The following is an 18,691-nucleotide window of genomic DNA, read 5'->3' as shown; positions in this document are numbered from 1 at the left end:
TCTTTGCGTACGGTGCCGGGCCGCGTACACCGGCTGCTGTAATCGGAGTACAAACAACTGACTGGTCCGAACAGGGACTTACTGGGGGAGGGGACCATGAGCGGCGCCGCACCGGAGTGGGCCAGGACAGTGGAGGCGGCCCTGGCTGCCTCGGGCTGGCGGGTCTACGGTCCCGGAGACCGTGAGCTAGGTGTCGCCCACGAGGCGGTGCGTTCCCCAGTCTCTCCTTCGCTGGTCCTCTTCACGCTGTATGTGCACCGTCGGCTCTGCGGGATTGTCGCCGCCGGCCCCGCGCAGGGCGACGAGCAGGACCTGCTCGACACCGCGGCCGAACAGGCCGCCCGGGTCGCGGGCCGACACGCTGAACGGGCGTGGCGAGGCGCTCAGCCACTGCCGTTCCAATACGCCACCAACGGCGCCACCTGGCGGTTTCGTAACGCGCTGGACGCCGAACACCTCGACGGCACTCCCGCTGCTGACAGCCCTCAGGGCGGTGCTCGCAGCCGTCGGGTATTCGCCCCGCACCAGCCCGCCACGGTGGAACGCTGGATGCGGGAGGCCGAGCGGAAGCCGACTACTCCGACCTTCCGTGCCCGCCTGCGGAAGCTCCCCACCACGCGCCTGGACCACAAGCGGCTGCGGTCCGCGCAGTACAAGTCCATCAAGTTGCTGGAGAAGTCCCTCGCCCGCGACGACCAGCGGTCCCTGATCCAGATGGCGACCGGTGCGGGCAAGACGTACACCGTCGTTCAGAGCAGCTACCGTCTGCTGCGCCACGCGGAAGCCCGCCGAGTGCTGTTCCTGGTGGACCGCAACAACCTGGGCAAACAGGCGTACAACGAGTACCGGGACTTCGTTCCGCTCGGGGCCAAGACCCCCTTGCACGAGCAGATGCCACTGCGGTTGTTCAGCAAGGGCGCGGTCGCGGACTCGGACAAGATCGTGATCTCTACGATCCAGCGGCTGTGGTGCAAACTCTCGGGTATCCCCGTGCCGGCCGAGGACGACGAGAGTTTCGAGTCGGAGCGGGCCGACCGGCTGGCGGGCAGCGTGGCGTCCGTGGGCTACTGCCCCGACCTGCCACCCGACTTCTTCGACGTGATCGTGGTCGACGAGTGTCACCGGTCAATCTACGGGCGGTGGCGCCCGGTCCTGGAATATTTCGACGCGCATGTGGTGGGTCTGACCGCGACGCCGATCCAGCAGACCTTTGCCTTCTTCGATAACAACCTGGTCAGCCAGTACCCGTACGAGCAGGCCGTCGCAGACGGCGTCAACGTCGACTACGACATCTACAAGATCGGCACACAGATCACCCAGCAGGGATCGGTCATTCCCGCGCTGAGCACGGAGGTCCACCCCGACGGCACGGTCCAGCAGGTCAACTCCGTCATCGCCAAGGTCCACAAACTGACCCGCGCCGAACACTGGCAGAGCATGGATGAGGACGACCCTTATGCCCGCACCGAGGTCAACCATCGGGTGCGTTCCAAGGACCAGATCCGCCTAGTCGTGGAGACCTTCCGCGACAAACTCTTCACCGAGATCTTCCCGCCGATCGTCGACCAGGAGACCGGCGAGGTCCAGAGCCGGAAGATCGTCCCCAAGACCCTCTTCTTCGCTCAGAACGACCTGCACGCCGATGCGATCGTAGAAGCCGTACGCACTGCGTTCGGGGGAGCCGGGGACGGCTTCTGCCGGAAGATCACCAGCCAGGCGTCCCGTCCTGACAAGGCGCTGTCCGACTTCCGCAACAAGCGCGGTCTGCGTATCGCCGTGACCGTCGACATGATCGCCACGGGCACGGACATCCCGGCCCTAGAGTGTCTGGTCTTCATGAGGGACATCCAGACCTGGTCGTACTTCGAGCAGATGAAGGGGCGCGGAGCCCGCACCATTAAGGACCCCGACCTTGTGAAGGTCACGGCGGATGCCGTCCACAAGGACCGGTTCGTGATCGTCGACGCGGTGGGCGTCACCGAGCACCCGAAGACCGATGCTCGCCCGCTGGTACGGGACGACGCCCAACCCGTGCCCAGCTTGGAGCGGCTCCTGCGCGCCTGCGAGAAGGGCGAACTGCTCCACCCCGACGACATCGCCACCCTCGCCGGCCGCCTCAGCCGTCTCGGATGCCGACTGGACGAGGAGGGCCGGGCCGCCATCGAGGAGCACCTGAAGACCGACCAGACGTACGAAGGACTGGTCCGCTCACTGGTCCGGGCCGCCGACACCGAGCAGCCGACGGTGGTACGCGCCGAGAGCCCGGCCACGGACGAGGACGCGGAGGTCACCGATGCCGTGGGCTTGCTGACTGCGAGCGAGGAACTGCGCGCCGCGCTCCTCAAAGCCGCTCAAGACAGCTGGCTTCTGATCGACCATCTCAGTCAGGACCAGCTCCTCGAAGCGCGGGGGCTGCTCGACGAGGAAGAGGCCCGCAGGGTCGTCGACGACTGGCGAGCGTACATGGCCGAGCATGCGGACGAGATGCTGCCGCTACGGATCGCCTTCCAGGAGCGCCGACCGCCCCGCGAGGTGCTCCACGAGCTGAAGGTGCTGATCGGCAAGGTCCGGGCGACCCGGCGCGAATGGACTGAGGCCAGGCTCTGGAAGGCGTACGTGGACCTGGAGATCGCCCGGGATGCCGCGAGGCGGAATGCCGGGCTGGTCGAGTTCTTGTCCGTCGTGCGGTACGAGCTCGGCCTCGACGGGAAAGAGTTTCGGCCATATCGCAGTACGGTTGAGCGCCGCCTCGAAGCGTGGCTCGCCCGCCAGGAGACCGCGGGCGTCGACTTCGATGACCGGCAGCAGACATGGCTACGGCAGGTCGTGAACGTGGTGGCGGCCAACGCCACGCTGACGGTGCCCTCACTGGACGAGGGCCGACGAGCGGAGGCTGGCGGCTACGGCGACTTCGTGGATGCTTTCAAGGACACCCGGTGGCAGCCGGGTGAGCTGGTGAACGAGTTGGACAGGGAACTGGGTGCGTGAGCGCAAGCAAGGTTGAGGGCGGCGGCGAAGTTGGTAGAGCGGTGCTGCCAGAGGGGTGGGCGTGGGCGGCGGTAGCCGATGTCGGCGACGTCGAACTCGGGCGACCGCGCCACCCCAACTGGCACGAAGGCCCCGAAATGCGGCCCTACCTGAGGGTGTCCAACGTCTTCGAAGACCGCATCGACGTAACAGGTATGAAGGAGATGGACTTCTCCGGGGTCTTCGACAAATACCGCCTGGAGCCGGGCGACATCCTGCTGAACGAAGGCCAGAGCCCGCACCTCGTCGGCCGACCGGCCATGTACCGAGGCGAGCCCGCAGACGTGGCGTACACCAACAGCCTCATTCGCTTCCGGGCCAACACCGGGCTCCTGCCCGAATGGGCGCTGTTGGTCTTCCGCAACCATCTGCATTCGGGACGCTTCATGCGTGAAGTTCGCATCACGACGAACATTGCGCATCTGTCGGCGACCCGGCTGAAAGTGGTGGAGTTCCCGGTCCCTCCCACCGCCGAACAGCAGCGCATCATCACCGCCCTCGGCACCCACATGGCCCGGCTCGACGCCGTCGACCGGACGGTGGCCTCCGCCCGCCGCGACCTTGCCGCCCTTCGCAAGGCCGTCCTGCTGGACGCCGTACCAGAGCCAAAACAGTGGCCCGCGCACTGGGCGGCCACGACGACCGGCAGGGCCGGAACTGTCGAATTGGGCCGTGCCCGACACCCCAACTGGCACACCGGCTCGAAAATGCGCCCGTACCTGCGCGTCGCGAACGTCTTCGAAGACCGCATCGACACCAGCGACGTCAAGGACATGGACTTCTCTGGGGTCTTCGACAAATACCGCCTGGAGCCGGGCGACATCCTGCTGAACGAAGGGCAGAGCCCTCATCTTGTCGGCCGCCCTGCCATGTACCGGGGGATCCCCGAGGGGGTCGCCTTCACCAACAGTCTGATGCGCTTCCGTGCAGGCGCCGACGTGCTGCCCGGCTGGGCGCTCCTGGTCTTCCGCCGCCACCTGCACGCCGGTCGCTTCATGCGCGAAGTGCGCATCACGACGAACCTCGCACACCTCAGCGGGGTGCGCCTGAAGACCGTCGAGTTCCCGGTGCCGCCACTGGACGAACAGCGACAGTTGATCCGTACCACCAAGCAGCGCCTCGCTGCCCTCGACCGCATCGCGCTCGGCCTGGACCGCATCGCGCGGCACAACACCGCTCTGCGCCGCACTCTCCTCGCCGAGGCGTCCTCTGGTTGCCTCGCCCCCCAGGACCCCGCCGACGAGCCCGCCGAGGAGTTGCTCAAGCGGATCCGTGTCGAGCGTGAGGCGGCCGAGGCGGAGCGGAAGGTGGCACGCAAGGCCGCCCGCGTCGGCCGGAAGGCGACGACCGACCCCGCTGCCCCGCCTCCCGCCAAGACAGACGACACCACCCTCGCCGACGGCGAGCAGACTGCTCTCCCCCTGGAGTTCAACTCGTGAATCAGGAAGCCCGCCGGCTCGTAGACCGCCTGTGGAACTACTGCAACGTCCTGCGTGACGACGGCGTTTCTGCCTCCAGCTACCTGGAGCAGCTCAGCCTCCTAGTCTTCCTGAAGATGGCCGACGAGACGGAGCAGCTCAACGCCCACCGGCCCCTGGCCGATCATGAGCACATGCTGCCCACCGCTCCCGAGTGGCAGGGCCGCGGTTGGCCCGAGCTCATCGACCTCGAAGGCGACCCGCTGGAGGATGCATACAGCAAGCTCCTCACGGACCTCGGCCGGCGCAGCGCCCAGAACGACCACACCACCCTCAGCCTGATTTTCAACCGGGCCCGCAACCACATCGAGAACCCGGCCCATCTCCGCCGACTGATCGTCGACCTCATCGACAAGGAGAAGTGGCGCAACTCCCGTTCTGACATCAACGGCGCCGCGTACGAAGCTCTGATCGCCCGCAGTGCGTCGGACACCAAGGCCGGAGCGGGCCAGTACTTCACCCCACGCGCGCTGATCGAGTCCATCGTGCGGTGCATGCGCCCGACGCCGTACGACACGATCACCGACCCGGCCTGCGGCACCGGTGGCTTCCTGATCTCCGCGCACGAGTACATCACCCGGGAATACGGTGATGACCTCCCGGACGACGACCTCCACCGCCTCCGAACGGAGTCGATCTGGGGCCACGAGATCGTGCCCGCAACCGCACGCCTCGCTGCGATGAACTGCCTCCTGCACTCGCTCGGTGACCCGACTGGGAAGCCGATCATCGAGGTCGGCGACGCCTTGGCCAAGCCGCCCGAGCGGCACGCCAGCCTGGTCCTCGCGAACCCGCCCTTCGGCCGCAAGTCGGGCATCAATGTGTCCGGCAAGGAGGCCGACGCCGAGGCGGACGACCGTGACAACGTGACGTACAACCGCCCGGACTTCTGGGTGGGCGAACAGACCACGACCAACAAGCAGTTGAACTTCCTCCAGCACATCGGAACCCAGCTCACAGACAAGGGCAGGGCAGCCGTGATCGTTCCTGACGGCGTCCTGTATGAGGGCGGCGCCGGCAGCGTGGGCGATCTGGTCCGTCGCGAACTGCTTACCGGCTACAACCTGCACACGATGCTGCGTCTGCCGGAGAACATCTTCTACGCCGGCGGTGTGAAGGCCCATGTCCTCTTCTTCGAAGCAGTCCCTGGGCATCGCGCGGACGAGGACCCGCCGCACACCACCCACGTATGGACGTACGACCTCCGCACCGGCAGCCGCTTCACGCTCAAGCAGAACCCGATGAAGCCAGAGCACTTGGCCGAATTCGAGGAGCGAGCTTTCGGCCCGTCCGACCTGGACCGTAAGCACCGCAAGGAGTCCGACCGATTCCGCCGCCACAACGCCGCCGAGCTCCTCGCGCAGAAGCAGGTGAACCTGGACATCGCCCGCCTAAGCCCCGAAGCCGCGGCGGCGAAGGAGCCTCCGGCGTCCATCGATGAACTGACCCGGTCCGTGGCCGGAAACCTTCGTACAGCCCTGGCCGAGATCGAGGCCTTTGCCCAGGAACTTGGCGTCGACCTCACCACAGTGTCGGAGTGAGGTAAAGCTCGTCGCCCCCTTGCCCTCCGCCCACTGATGGCCTTCAGCGGGCGGAGGGCAAGGGGGCGACAATTTTTACACCTTGGGAGAGGGGGGCACGGAGGGAAGAGCCTGGTCCAGCAAGCCCTGCTCGATGGCTTGCCTTCGGATCGCGGCCATGGGCATGCCAGCGGAGCCGTCTGGCTGCTTGATGCACCAGAAGGTCCACCCAGGACTGGACGGCCCGCCAGTTGCAGCTGTACCCGCGCCGGACAGGGAGCCGAACTCCTCGCCGCTGGGTTCCAGGCGAATGCGGCCACCCGCGGTGATCGTTGCCTGGAACACACGCTGGGAGCGCTTGAGTTCACCACGGATTGCGGTGCCCTCCCCGAGCAGACCCACGCGCATCAGATCTGCGACTTGCACGCCGTAGCGAGGCTTCTTCTGTCGCGTGGATGTGCGCTGCCGAGGCACCGAATTCGTGACCTGGGTGAAGTTGAGCTGTTCGGCGGACCAGATTAGTTCGCACAGGCGGCGATACAACACCGCCCGCGCAGAGATAGCTTTGGTGTCGAAGCCATCAGGGTAGGCAGTGAAGACATCCTCCAGATTCGATTTCTCCCTGAATTTCCGGAAATTTGGGTTCCTCTTATAAGCGTTTGCATGGAGCGAGGCCGCCAGGAAATTCTGGGCAGCATAGTGGGGAAGCTTGTCGCGGTAGATGTCGGCACCGAAGCTTGCGTTGATGGATTTCTCCAGCAGGAGTAGCGCACCCAATCGATTGCGTTCCCGCTTGAAGTCCTGTTCGTTCGCTACTCCGGTCTGTACATGCAGGCTGAATTTGTTCGCCCAGATGTGCTCGATTTCCCAAGGTTCAGAAGTGCCTTCCAGTACGTTGGGGGTGTATCCAAGGTAGCGGTCAGCTCGGTCTGGTTGGCGGCTACCTGCCTCGACGAATGCAGTGATCCTGGCCAACAAGTATCGAATATTTCGACGATTGTTATGCAAGCTGAGCGTTTCGATGCCGGTGAAGTCGTACGGGATTTCGGCTGCCGCACGGCCGAGGAGTTTGCGGAGATCGTCAATCGTGGATGCATCACGCACGGACGGAAGTAGCCTTTGTACTTCTTCGCGGAAATCCTGGGCCTGTACCGCAGTGTCATTATTCACGAAACGAAGGGTGAACAAAAGATCCAGGTAGGAGGCGAGGAGCTGGGCTTTCTCGCGGACTGTTTGCAATGAGTCTTTGCGCCGGAGCGCAGCCATGATCAGCAGATGTTGAGCATCGATTCCGTTGGCAGAGTTGTAGAAGACGGCATGGAGGCCCTCGGTGCGTGTGCGAGCGGCCTTGAGGAGCTCGCGGTACTGCTCGGCGCCCGAGGCAACTGTCTCTAGGACGAAGTCCGAGTAGTCCTTCCCTTGAAGCCTCAAGCCGACCCGGTCTGGCTTGATCCGTACCCACTCGTGGAAGGCCCGCTCGATCTCGGCATCGTCACTACCGTCCGGGGCGGCATAGCGGGCGAGGAGAAGCGTTTCGAAGAAGTTGCTGGGAGCTTGGCGGCCGAACTCGCTCAACTCCGCAAGCATCTTTCGCCAGGCATCGTTGAGATCGGATTGCTCTCGGCCGGCTCTGGAGAGCACGAAACTTTTCAAGAGGTCAAGCGAAGTAAGCCCTGCTCCACGGTCGTTCATGGTCTCGAAGATCTCCCAGCTGAGATCACGGTTATCAGCAGAGATCTCGACGAGGTAAACGCGATCAGCCAGCCAGTCGGCGAATATCGGCAGACACTCGTCGCGTAGTGCTTCCGGAAGCGCCTCCGCGATGTCCTCAGCTCGCTCCCAGAGGTTCTGCACTGAGACCGTGGTACCAGATGGGTCGAAGCTGACACCAGATCGGAGTGCTTCCAGACATGGGCGGCGCTCTTCGACGTCGATGGTGTAATGGTGGTGGCCACCGGCGTAGCGCCTGACCATCTGCCCCACCATGATTGCGGTATCTTCTTCCCCCTGTTCCTTGAGGAGTTGCTCAATGTGGATCAGTAGGAGGTGGAGCGTGGTGAAGCGCTGTTGGCCGTCTACGAGACTCTTCTTCAGCTGGTCGGGATGGCAGACGAAGGGGCCGAGGAAGTAGGGGCGGTAAGAAACGTAGCGCTGTCGGTCGTGATCTGGCTGCCAGTCGCGCAGGAAGGCGTTCGCGAGATCGGACACGAGCTCGACGACGTGGCGGCGTTCCCACGTGTACTCGCGCTGGTAGTACTCCAACAGGTACTGCTCGCTGAACAGCTGGCGAACCGTGTGCTCGCGTCCTCGTACACCCTGTTGTGCGCCTTCGTTCATCCCCGTACTCCAACTGTCTGCTTCGTAGCGTGCCTTCTCAGCGCATCCGAGGTTCCAGTTGTACACGCTGGCACTGACAGTGAGCCCTTTGGCGGTGCCTCAGCTTTGATGCGCACAGAGAGCTGCACGGGCGGCACGGCGCGGGGCAGGATCGGGCCATGAGAATCCTGGTGATGGGCGGTACATGGTTCCTCGGCCGGTACGTGGTCGAAGGGGCGTTGCGACGTGGTTGGGACGTGACCACGTTCAACCGCGGGAGGACCGGAAAGGACATGTTCGGTGTGGAGGCGGTTCACGGGGATCGCACCGTTGTCCAGGACCTGCGTCGGCTAGCCAGCCATGGTCCGTGGGATGCGGTGATCGACACGTCCAATTCCGAACTCGCTCCCAGGGTAGTGCAGTTCGCGGCGAGGGATCTCGCCGAGCAGGCCGGGCGGTGGGTGCACATCTCCACGGTGTCGGTGTACGCGGGGTGGCCGCATCACCCGCTTACCGTGGATTCCGAAGTCCTCGTCTGTCCGGCCGATGCGGACGAGTCGAGGCGGTGTGCGTCACCGGCGACGACGCGGACTGCGGAGCGACGTCGCCCCGGTGCGTCGACCTGGAGGACTTGGGGGCGTGGCAACTCACCCACACCAAGGAAACCGGCCACATCCGCTACCGGCGTGCGCTGCACGACTACGCGGTGGTCGTCCCGGCGGACGGTTCGGTATGCCGAGTGGTCCCAAGCGGAAACGCGGGGCGTCATGACGGGTGACTGGGTTGGTGGGGGTTGCGCCAGTTCCCGCCGGGGCCTTGGGCGGACGTGCCCATCGAGGGGGGCACCTCCTGGATGTGTCGGCCGTGCGGGTCCTCGAAGCCTGCCCGGCGTCGTGCTGGTCGCTGGTGTCAGTGACATCGAACGGAGCGGCCCGCGCGGGGAAGCCGGTGCAGTCCAGGGGTGAGAATGGCGGCCCGCGGTCAGTCCGCGTAGAGCACGGCACCTCATCCAGGAGCACTGGCACCCCAACACTGTGCGCGTCCGCGCCTTCACCGCCGACGGCAACAAAGCCATCGACGTCCGCTACGCCGACCACGACCCCACCCGGGCAGCGCTGGCCGTCTGCCGTGAGCTCACCCACCACGGGGCCCGCGAACTCGGCGCTGGGCCGGTGCGCTTCTCCCCGCCCGGTGTCCGTAGATCTGAAGTCGTTAAAAGACCTGATGGAGGGGACTTCCGCTCTTCACGAGCGCCACGGTGTGGTGGTCGCGTTCCCCACCGGCGATCACCGTGGAGGTCCTGGCCATGGCACCGATTCCGACGAAGGCGCGGCAACGAAGGCGGCCTGGGCGGCGCTCCGGTTGCCGCCGGGCGGCGCGGATCGCGGACCGGCCCTGCGCGTGCGTGGCGGCGCGGGAAGAGGCGAGTCCTGTCCCCCGTCCTGACTGGCGTCCTGTCACGGGGGTCGAGTCGGGGGCCCCGCTTGGACAGGAGCACTTCGTATTCGTATTACCCCAGGTCAAGGCCCGGTCTGCCAGTGCGGGCCGGGCCAGCCTGCATATCGGTACAGGTGTGTGTCCCGATCTGCTGACAGATCGCCCCGGCGTGGCTCGCTTCGCGTACGGCCCTCACGGCCCGCTTGCCGGTGTGTCCGTCCGGCGATCACCTTGGATGTTCCGTTCCGCTTCAAGTAGGCCCCTGCGTCTGGCGATTGCTGAGCGGGCCGGTCAGACGTGTGGTGGTTGGTCGAGAGGGCGGTGGGCCGCTCGGTGAGAAGTCGGGCGTGGATCTGTTCCGTACTGGCAGTGCCGATGAGTAGATCGGTCCGCAACTGCCGTACGTACGTCGGCCGTCCGGCGTCCGCTCGGGCTGTTGTGTCAGGGGTGCGCGCGGGCCCACAGATCGGTGTCGGTGGGGCAATCGGCCATCGGCCGGTTCCGGTCGGCGGGCGGGGCGGTGGCGGGCCCGCTGTGGCCCGGCGGAGGCCCGCTCGTACCCGATCCGCCGGGCGGTTCGGGCATGGGCGGATGTGGCGGTTGGTGGGGGCGGGCCCACTAACGGGCTGAGGAGTGCTGGGAGTTCACCAGATCGGTCGGAGTAGATCTGTGAGCAGGCCGGTCGGGACGGCATGCAGGGGAATGCCGACCTAGTGGGGAGCGGTCGGCCAGCCGAGCAGGCCGGCCGGGGAGTCGTCTGGCAGATCAGTGCTTGACCTGCGTCTTCACCTCACTTGGCCGAGCGAGGAAGTCTCCGAAAGAATCTTGAAACGCTCCTTGTGCGGGTTGCTCCCGTCTGCCGATGACAGCTCTTGGACGCTGGATGGCAGATCGCCCGATGACCAGCAACTTCGTGTCCACTTGGCACGATCGGCCGGGTAATTCTCCTTAAAGGGCGTCAGTACATCTATATGCCCCGGCCCGTGGCGGCACATCCGCGGGCCACCGCAACTGAAAGCGAACGGTCCCGGTGCCGCTCATTTTGCGACAGGCGGGAGATGAACATGCCGTCGGGCTCCGAACCGGACAACAGTGATCACGCGCTTGACGACGTCGGCGAGACGGAGCGTCCATGGTCGACGGCCGCCACAGAACGGGCGGTTGACGGGCACATCCGCCCCGAACGAGAAGCGATCCAGCCTCCTGCTCGGCATCGCCATCACACGCGTGGAACCTCACCTCGGCGGCACATGCCGAGGCGATCACCCCTGCGCTGCGAGCGGTTGCTGACGGCGCAGGAGACCGCGGAGCGGCTCGGCGCGAAGCGCAAGACGCTCTACAACTGGTCCAGCACCTGGGAGGCGGAGCGACGCGGACCGGAGCCGCTCCGCCTGGGCGGTCGGTTGCTTCGCTACCGGGAGTCGGATGTGGCCCGTTACATCGACGAGCTGCCTCGGGCGACGTGAGACGCCGAGGTGCGAGAGCGGAGTGACGTACATGGCGAAGGAAGAACCGTACGACCGATGGCACAAGGCCAGGCCAGGACCGGGTGAGCCGGAGTGCCCGGACCACCCCGGCCTGGTGGCGAGCAATGAACACGGCTGCGAGAACCGCTGGCAGGCACGCTGGCGCGACAGGGGCGGCCGGCAGCGAGCCAGGAACTTCGCAAAGAACAAGAAGACGGCGGCAGTTGCCTTCCAGCGGAGCCAGCGGGCCGCCGTGGAAGAAGGGCGGGACCCCTTCCCGCACCGGGGCCGGAACACCGCGAGCACGACACCGACCATCACCGAGTACGTGGAAACGTTCCTCTCACGCCACGAAGGACGCGAAGGAACCGTCGAGTCCTACGGCTACCGGCTGCGGGGTCATGTGGTTCCGGCGCTCGGTACGCGCGCGGTCGGCGACGTGAAACGCGGGGAGTACCGCGACCTCTTCACCACGCTGAAGGCACAGGGGATGCCGGACGCCACCCGGTCCGGGGTGAAGAAGGCCCTCTCCGTCATGCTCTCCATGGCTGTGGAGGACGGCCACCTGGAAGGCAACCCCGTAGCCGGCATCCGGCTGCCGAAGGGGAGCGGGCGCAATGTGCGACTGACCTGGAAGCATGTCGTTGCCCTGGCCGAGGAGATCACCCCCCAGTACCGGATCATGATCTGGTACGGCTCCCTTCAAGCACTGCGCTCCATGGAAGCCGCCGGAGTGCGGTGCACGGATATGGAGACCCTTGCGGGAAAGCAGCTGGTCGAGGAGCAGCGACGGCGGGGCAAGGCGGCGCCGCTGAAGACGGAGGCCAGCCACGCACTGCTCGCCGTAGGGGCATTCCTTCGGGAGGAGTACGAGGCGCACCTCGCGCAGTGGCGCGCTCCGCTTTCGGGCGCGGCGCTCCGTAGGCGGGAACGCCGGGGGCTGGCGCCGATTCCCGAGGAGTTCGGCGACCTGGTCACCGTGACCCGGTTCTGGACCCCCGTGCGTGAGAACACGCTGTGCCGGGAGTTCGACCTGGCCAAGGAACGGGCCCGCGCCCGGGGCGTCATGGTGCCCAAGAACGCGACGTTCCGGGATCTGCGCCACTTCGCCGACGCCGTGCTGATGGCTTCCGGGTTGGAGCCCCGCAAGGTGCAGGCCCGCATGAGGCACGGCCGTATCGCCGAGACGCTGGACACCTACGGCTATTTGGTCTGGGAGGTCGACTGGGAGAACGCCCCTGCATCGTTCGAGGAGTTGTACGGCATCCCCGCACCGCCCGGTCTGCCGGACGCCGCCCTGGTTCCGTGGGCCGAGCGGAAACACCCGGACGCCGCCACCGTGCCGGACCCCCACGCCGGGCGGCACACGCCCAGCGGGGCGGCGTGACGGGGCACGCGGGGCCGCCCGGCGCGGTCGGGCACGCCCCGCCCCCACGCCCGTACCGCTGGACCCTGCATGGCCGCGCAAATCCGTGCACACGACGTGCATTGCAGTCTTCCCCATAGAGTGAACGCGCATGTCAGGGGCAGTATCAGCCGAGGCCCCCAGTGTCCCCGGCGTACAGCCCGACTCGTCTGCCGCTCTCCTTTTGGACCGGCGCCTGCCGCCGTGCCCGCTCGCGCCTCAGGACTGTCAGGGCCCTCAGGACTGTCAGGACCCTCAGGGCCCTCAGAACCTTCAGAACACCGAAAGCCCCGTAAGCGTCGTGAACCGGTCAAGGGCCGCCACCCCCGACACCGAATTGCCCCGCTCGTCCAGACCCGGGCTCCAGACGCAGAGCGTGCAGTGGCCGGGGACGACGGCGATGATGCCGCCGCCCACGCCGCTCTTGCCGGGCAGGCCCACGCGGTAGGCGAAGTCGCCCGCCGCGTCGTACGTGCCGCAGGTCAGCATGATCGCGTTGACCTGTTTCGACTGGCTGCTGCTCAGGAGGCGGGTGCCGTCGGCGCGGATGCCGTGGCGGGCCAGGAAGCCCGTGGCCAGGGCCAGGTCGGCGCAGGATGCCTCGACCGAGCACTGGCGGAAGTACTGGTTCAGGAGGACAGGGACCGGGTTGCCGATGTTTCCGTACGACGCCATGAAGTGGCCGAGCGCGGCGTTGCGGTCGCCGTGGGCGGACTCGGAGGCGGCGACGCGCTCGTTGATGGTGAGCTCGTCGTTGCCGCTCTCCGCGCGGAGGAATGCGAGGAGGGCTTCCGCCGCGTCGCCCGTCTGGGTCTGGAGGCGGTCGGTGACGACGAGCGCGCCCGCGTTGATGAAGGGATTGCGCGGGATGCCGTTCTCGTACTCCAGCTGCACCAGCGAGTTGAAGGGGTTGCCGGACGGCTCGCGGCCCACGTGTTCCCACAGGGCGTCGCCCTCGCGCGCCAGGTCGAGCGCGAGGGTGAAGACCTTGGTGATGGACTGCGCGGAGAACGGCTGCCGCCAGTCACCCACCCCGTACACCGTGCCGTCCGGCTCCGCGACGGCCATGCCGAACCGGCGTGGGTCGCACGCGGCGAGCGCCGGAATGTAGTCGGCGGGCCTGCCGCGCCCCGGCGTCTTCTCGATCTCGGCCGCGATGCGGTCGAGGACCGGCTGGAAGGTCAGGGACGAGGTCGTCATGATCGCCATTCTGGACTGCTCAGGGCCTGGGCGGCCGGGGGCGCGGGCGGGGTCAGGTGCCCTGTGAACCCGCGAGGACCTCGGGGCGGAGCAGTTCCGCCAGGCGCTCCGCAGGCAACAGGCCCTTCTCCAGGACGAGTTCGGCCACACCGCGCCCCGTGGCGAGCGCCTCCTTGGCGATGGCGGTGGCCGCCTCGTACCCGATGTGGGGATTGAGCGCGGTGACGAGGCCGATGGAGTTCTCGACCGCCGCGCGGAGTTCGTCCGTGTTGGCCGTGATTCCGGCTACGCACCGTTCGGCGAGCGTCAGGCAGGCGGCGCGCAGATGCGTGAGGCTCTCGGACAGGGAGTGCAGGATGATCGGCTCGAACGCGTTCAGCTGCAGCTGACCCGCCTCCGCCGCCATCGTGATGGTGACGTCGTTGCCGATCACCTCGAAGGCGACCTGGTTGACCACCTCGGGGATCACCGGGTTCACCTTGCCCGGCATGATGCTCGAACCGGCCTGCACCGGCGGCAGGTTGATCTCGTTCAGGCCCGCGCGCGGCCCGGACGACAGGAGGCGCAGGTCGTTGCAGCTCTTGGATAGCTTCACCGCGATCCGCTTCAGGACCCCGGACATCTGGACGAAGGCCCCGCAGTCCTGGGTCGCCTCGACCAGGTTCGCCGCCGTCACCAGCGGAAGTCCGGTGATGTGGGCGAGGTGCCCGCGCGCGGACTCCGCGTACCCCGCGGGCGCGTTGAGGCCGGTGCCGATCGCCGTCGCGCCCAGGTTGATCTCGTGGATCAGCTCGACGGCCTCGGCGAGCCTGCTGCGGTCCTCGTCGAGCATCACCGCGTACGCCGAGAACTCCTGCCCGAGCGTCATCGGCACGGCGTCCTGCAACTGCGTACGCCCCATCTTCAGGACGTCGCGGAACTCGACCGCCTTGGCCGAGAAGGCGTCCTCCAGCACGGCCATCGCCTGAAGCAGCTCGCGCACCGCGAAGACCGTGCCGATCTTGACGGCCGTCGGATAGACGTCGTTGGTCGACTGCCCGAGGTTGACGTCCTCGTTCGGGTGCAGGAACTCGTAGGCGCCCTTGGCGTGGCCGAGCAGCTCAAGGGCACGGTTGGCGACGACCTCGTTGGCGTTCATGTTCGTCGAGGTGCCCGCCCCGCCCTGGATGACGTCCACGACGAACTGGTCGTGCAGTTTGCCCTCGCGGATCTCCCGGCAGGCCTCGACGATGGCCGCCGCCTTGCGGGGCTCAAGGAGGCCGAGCTCCTCGTTGGCGAGTGCGGCGGCCTCCTTGACCGCGGCGAGCGCCTTGATGAGGTGGGGGTAGGCGGAGATCGGGGTCCCCGTGATGGGGAAGTTCTCCTTGGCGCGCAGGGAGTGGACACCCCAGTACGCCTCGGCGGGGATGTCACGGTGGCCGAGCAGGTCGTGCTCGCTGCGGACGGTCATGGTGGTGCGGCTTCCTTCTGGGGTGGGGACCTTGTACGTGGGGGAGCGGGGGTCGCAGGGGTGGGTGCGTCAGGTGTACGACGCCGGCGCGAGCGGTTCCAGCGCCCGCGCCGGGCGGATGCTCCCGACCACCGCCCCGCCCCCGAGCAGCGGCGCGTCGCCGAACCCCGCGAGTGCGGCGGGATCGACCCCGCAGCGCGCGAGCGCCGCCGCGGTCACCGGCAGGCGTGCCCGGTCCGCTCCGTCGGCGATCTTCACGGCGATGGCCCGGCCGTCCGGCAGGGCCGCGACCTGCACTCCTTCGAAGCCGTCCTTGGCGAGCAGCCCCGGCACGGCCCGCATCAGGGCCGCGACGTCGCGGCCGGAGCCCGACGCCATCTCGGCGTGCTCGCGCATCGCGTCGGCCACCCGTGCCTCGGGGGTGCCGGGGGTCGCCGTGGTGATCCTGGCCGCGGCGCGCGCCAGGCCGTGCAGGGAGATGGAGAACAGGGGTGCGCCGCAGCCGTCGACCGTCACGTGGGCCACGGCCTGCCCGGTGAGCTCCTCGACGGTCCGCGCGATCGCCCGCTGCAGCGGATGCGCGGGGTCGAGGATGCCGTCGAGCGACCAGCCGTTGAGCCGCGCCGTGTACAGCATCGCCGCGTGCTTGCCCGAGCAGTTCTGCGCGAGCCGTGACGGCATCCGTCCGGCGCGGATCCAGTCGTCCCGTACGACCGGGTCGAAGGGCAGGTCCGCGACATTGCGCAGGTCGTCCTCGACGAGCCCGGCCAGCTCCAGGATCCGCCGGGTCCCGGCGAGGTGCCGTTCCTCGCCGGAGTGGCTCGCCGCGGTCAGCGCGAGCAGCTCGCCGTCGAGCGGGAGACCGGCCCGCAGCAGCGCCACGGCCTGCACCGGCTTCAGCGCCGAACGAGGAAAGAAGGCCGCCTCGATGTCACCGATCTGGAGCTGCACGCTCCCGTCGGCGGCCAGCACGATCACGGATCCGTAGTGGATGCCTTCGATGACACCGCCGCGTACGAGACGGGCGACGGGCGCGTGCAGCGGTTCCCGCACGGCGGGCGCGGCGGCGAGTGAACTTCCGTACGCAGCAGTGGTGTTGAGGGTCTTCACGCGTCCGCTCCGGACTTCCGTACGGCCGACACCCGGCCGCGTACGCAGTACCACCCGGCCACCAGCGCCGCCGCGATCAGCGGCAGGCACAGCACGGTCGTGCGTCCGGCGCCCCCGTCGGCGTACATCAGGACCAGCACGGACACCAGGAAGAAGAGGGTGACGAGCTGGGTCCAGGGTGAGCCCGGAAGGCGGTAATCGGGGCGCTCGATGGCGCCCTCCTCCGTCTTTCGCCAGAACTGGAGATGGCAGAGCATGATCATGCCCCAGGTGGCGAGGATGCCAAGGGCCGCGAAGTTCAGGACGATCTCGAACGCGTCGGCGGGGACCACGAAGTTGAGCCCGACGCCGAGCACACAGATGCCGCTGGTCAGCAGGATTCCGCCGTACGGGACCTGGCTGCGGCTCATGACCCCGGTGAACCGGGGCGCGGAGCCGGACATCGCCATGGAGCGCAGGATGCGGCCGGTGGAGTAGAGGCCGGAGTTCAGCGACGACATGGCCGCGGTGAGCACCACGAGGTTCATCACGCCGCCGGCCGCCGGGATGCCGATGTTGGAGAGCACGGTGACGAAGGGGCTCTCGCCGGAGGTGTACTTGTTCCAGGGCAGCAGCATGGAGAGCAGCAGCACGGAGCCGACGTAGAAGAGACCGACGCGCCACATGATGGAGTTGATGGCCTTCGGCATGATCTTCTCGGGGTTCTCGGTCTCGCCCGCCGCGACGCCGACCAGCTCGACGGACGCGTACGCGAAGACGACGCCCTGGATGATCAGGAGCATCGGCAGCAGGCCGCTCGGGAAGATGCCGCCGTTGTCGGAGATCAGGGACGGGCCGGGGGAGTGGCCGTCCACGGGATGCTGGGTGACGAGCAGGAAGATCCCGATCAGCATGAAGATGACCAGTGCGCTGACCTTGACGATCGCGAACCAGAACTCCAGCTCCCCGAAGATCTTCACGGAGATGAGGTTCACCGTGAGGACGACGGCGAGCGCGATGAGGGCGATCACCCACTGCGGGATGTCGGAGAACATGCCCCAGTAGTGGGTGTAGGTGGCGACCGCGGTGATGTCGGCGATCCCGGTGGTCGCCCAGTTCAGGAAGTACATCCAGCCCGCCGTGTAGGCGCCCTTCTCGCCGAGGAACTCCCTGGCGTACGAGACGAAGGCGCCGGACGAGGGCCGGTACAGGACGAGTTCGCCAAGGGCCCGCACGACCAGGAAGGCGAAGGCGCCGCAGACGGCGTACGCGATGAACAGCGAGGGACCGGCCTCGGCGAGGCGGCCGCCGGCCCCGAGGAAGAGTCCCGTGCCGATCGCGCCGCCGATGGCGATCATGTTGACGTGCCGGGACTTCAGGGACTTGCTGTACCCAGCGTCCCCGGCGTCGACGTGAGCCGCCGGTTTCCGTATGTGCGACGGGTCTTCGAGGGACTGTTCGCTCACGCCTGGTGTCCGCCTTCCGGTGGGGCGTCCGTGCGCTCGGGGCGCACGATCGCGGTGAGGGTCGTCTCGACGCGGTCGAGGTGGTGCGCCATGGCCTCGGCCGCGTCGTGCGAGCTGCCGTCGACGAGCGCCTCGACGATGGCGCGGTGCTCGCGGTTGGACTGCTCGCGGCGGTCGCCGAGTTCGTTGAGGAACGCGGACTGGCGGGCCAGCGCGTCCCGGATCTCCTCGATCACGCGGCGGAAGACCGGGTTCTGGGCGGCCTGTGCGACGGCGAGGTGGAAGACCGTGTCCATGGCCACCCACGCGGTGGTGTCGGTCTCGCGCTCCATCCGCTCCAGGAGGTGGGTGAGGTGGTCGAGGTCCTCGGACGTACGGCGTGTGGCGGCGTAGCCCGTCATGGGGATCTCGACGTGCCGCCGGACCTCCAGGAGGTCGCTGGCCGCGTAGTCGCCGAAGGTGGGGTCCTCGACGGTCCCGTTCGACAGGACGAAGGTGCCCTTGCCGGTCCGGGAGACGGTGAGGCCCATCGTCTGCAGGGCCCGCAGGGCTTCCCGCAGCACGGGCCTGCTGACCTCCAGGCGACGGCAGAGCTCCGCCTCGGAGGGGAGCTTGTCGCCTACGGCGTAGTCGCCGCGCTCGATGGCGCTGCGCAGATGACCGAGCACCGCTTCCATGGCGCTGACGCGCCGGGGTGCCGGGTCACCTGTCTGGCTGTCTGACAGGTTCACGGGGGTGATCCTGCGGGGGGACGGGAGGGGCTGTCAAGGGTCCGGGGGAGGGCGGGGCCGGTGGGGGACGTGAGCCGGGGACGGCTGAATTTGGCCGTAGCATGTC

12 protein-coding genes are annotated in these 18,691 nt (G+C 67.3%); 6 read left to right on the top strand and 6 right to left on the bottom strand.

Annotated elements, in window-relative coordinates; translation table 11 throughout:
• Positions 1–96 precede the first annotated feature (96 nt).
• From ABZ833_RS14955 to ABZ833_RS14945, 3 genes are read left to right on the top strand one after another with little or no spacing between them, the layout of a single operon-like run.
• Positions 97–2,988, top strand: a complete 2,892-nt coding sequence (locus ABZ833_RS14955) for a DEAD/DEAH box helicase family protein (protein ID WP_361046009.1) — start codon at positions 97–99, stop codon at positions 2,986–2,988.
• A complete protein-coding gene (locus tag ABZ833_RS14950; protein ID WP_361046006.1) occupies positions 2,985–4,466 on the top strand; it encodes a restriction endonuclease subunit S in 1,482 nt (493 codons plus the stop codon). Before ABZ833_RS14955 ends, ABZ833_RS14950 begins: the two co-directional genes overlap by 4 nt.
• Entirely contained in the window at positions 4,463–6,046 is a 1,584-nt protein-coding gene (locus ABZ833_RS14945) for a class I SAM-dependent DNA methyltransferase (protein WP_361046003.1), read from the top strand. Before ABZ833_RS14950 ends, ABZ833_RS14945 begins: the two co-directional genes overlap by 4 nt.
• 75 nt (positions 6,047–6,121) lie before the next feature.
• Here the strand turns inward: ABZ833_RS14945 and ABZ833_RS14940 are convergent, their stop codons facing one another.
• Positions 6,122–8,362, bottom strand: coding sequence for a DUF262 domain-containing protein (locus tag ABZ833_RS14940; protein WP_361046001.1), 2,241 nt, complete (start codon positions 8,360–8,362; stop codon positions 6,122–6,124).
• 158 nt (positions 8,363–8,520) lie between these two features.
• On the opposite strand from ABZ833_RS14940, the gene ABZ833_RS14935 reads away from it, so the two are divergent.
• The 3 genes from ABZ833_RS14935 (at position 8,521) to ABZ833_RS14925 (ending at position 12,631) form a co-directional block, all read left to right on the top strand.
• Positions 8,521–9,306, top strand: a complete 786-nt coding sequence (locus tag ABZ833_RS14935) for an NAD-dependent epimerase/dehydratase family protein (RefSeq protein ID WP_361045998.1) — start codon at positions 8,521–8,523, stop codon at positions 9,304–9,306.
• Positions 9,307–11,028: 1,722 nt separating this feature from the next.
• The gene (locus ABZ833_RS14930; protein WP_361045996.1) at positions 11,029–11,244 is read left to right on the top strand and encodes a helix-turn-helix domain-containing protein; all 216 of its coding nucleotides are present in this window, start codon (positions 11,029–11,031) and stop codon (positions 11,242–11,244) included.
• 31 nt (positions 11,245–11,275) lie between these two features.
• Positions 11,276–12,631: a hypothetical protein gene (locus ABZ833_RS14925; RefSeq protein WP_361045994.1), complete on the top strand. Its 1,356-nt coding sequence runs from the start codon at positions 11,276–11,278 to the stop codon at positions 12,629–12,631.
• A 291-nt stretch (positions 12,632–12,922) separates the two neighbouring features.
• On the opposite strand, the gene ABZ833_RS14920 is transcribed toward ABZ833_RS14925, so the two are convergent.
• From ABZ833_RS14920 to ABZ833_RS14900, 5 genes are all read right to left on the bottom strand, one after another.
• Complete coding sequence (locus tag ABZ833_RS14920) at positions 12,923–13,858, bottom strand: glutaminase (protein ID WP_361045991.1); 936 nt, start codon at positions 13,856–13,858, stop codon at positions 12,923–12,925.
• Between the two features lie 43 nt (positions 13,859–13,901).
• Positions 13,902–15,299, bottom strand: a complete 1,398-nt coding sequence (gene aspA, locus ABZ833_RS14915; protein WP_361045989.1) for an aspartate ammonia-lyase — start codon at positions 15,297–15,299, stop codon at positions 13,902–13,904.
• Positions 15,300–15,368: 69 nt separating this feature from the next.
• Complete coding sequence (locus ABZ833_RS14910; protein ID WP_361045987.1) at positions 15,369–16,409, bottom strand: asparaginase; 1,041 nt, start codon at positions 16,407–16,409, stop codon at positions 15,369–15,371.
• On the bottom strand, positions 16,406–17,854 hold the full coding sequence (locus ABZ833_RS14905) for an amino acid permease (protein WP_361045984.1): 1,449 nt from the start codon (positions 17,852–17,854) through the stop codon (positions 16,406–16,408). The genes ABZ833_RS14910 and ABZ833_RS14905 overlap by 4 nt, the downstream gene beginning before the upstream one ends.
• The gene (locus ABZ833_RS14900; protein ID WP_361045982.1) at positions 17,851–18,585 is read right to left on the bottom strand and encodes a FadR/GntR family transcriptional regulator; all 735 of its coding nucleotides are present in this window, start codon (positions 18,583–18,585) and stop codon (positions 17,851–17,853) included. The genes ABZ833_RS14905 and ABZ833_RS14900 overlap by 4 nt, the downstream gene beginning before the upstream one ends.
• Between the last annotated feature and the right edge of the window lie 106 nt (positions 18,586–18,691).

Origin of the sequence: Streptomyces sp. NPDC047525 (genome assembly GCF_040643025.1) — a bacterium.
GTDB lineage: Bacteria > Actinomycetota > Actinomycetes > Streptomycetales > Streptomycetaceae > Streptomyces > Streptomyces durmitorensis.
The sequence above is the reverse complement of the archived record's forward strand: the minus strand, read 5'-3'. Positions and strand labels throughout refer to the sequence as shown.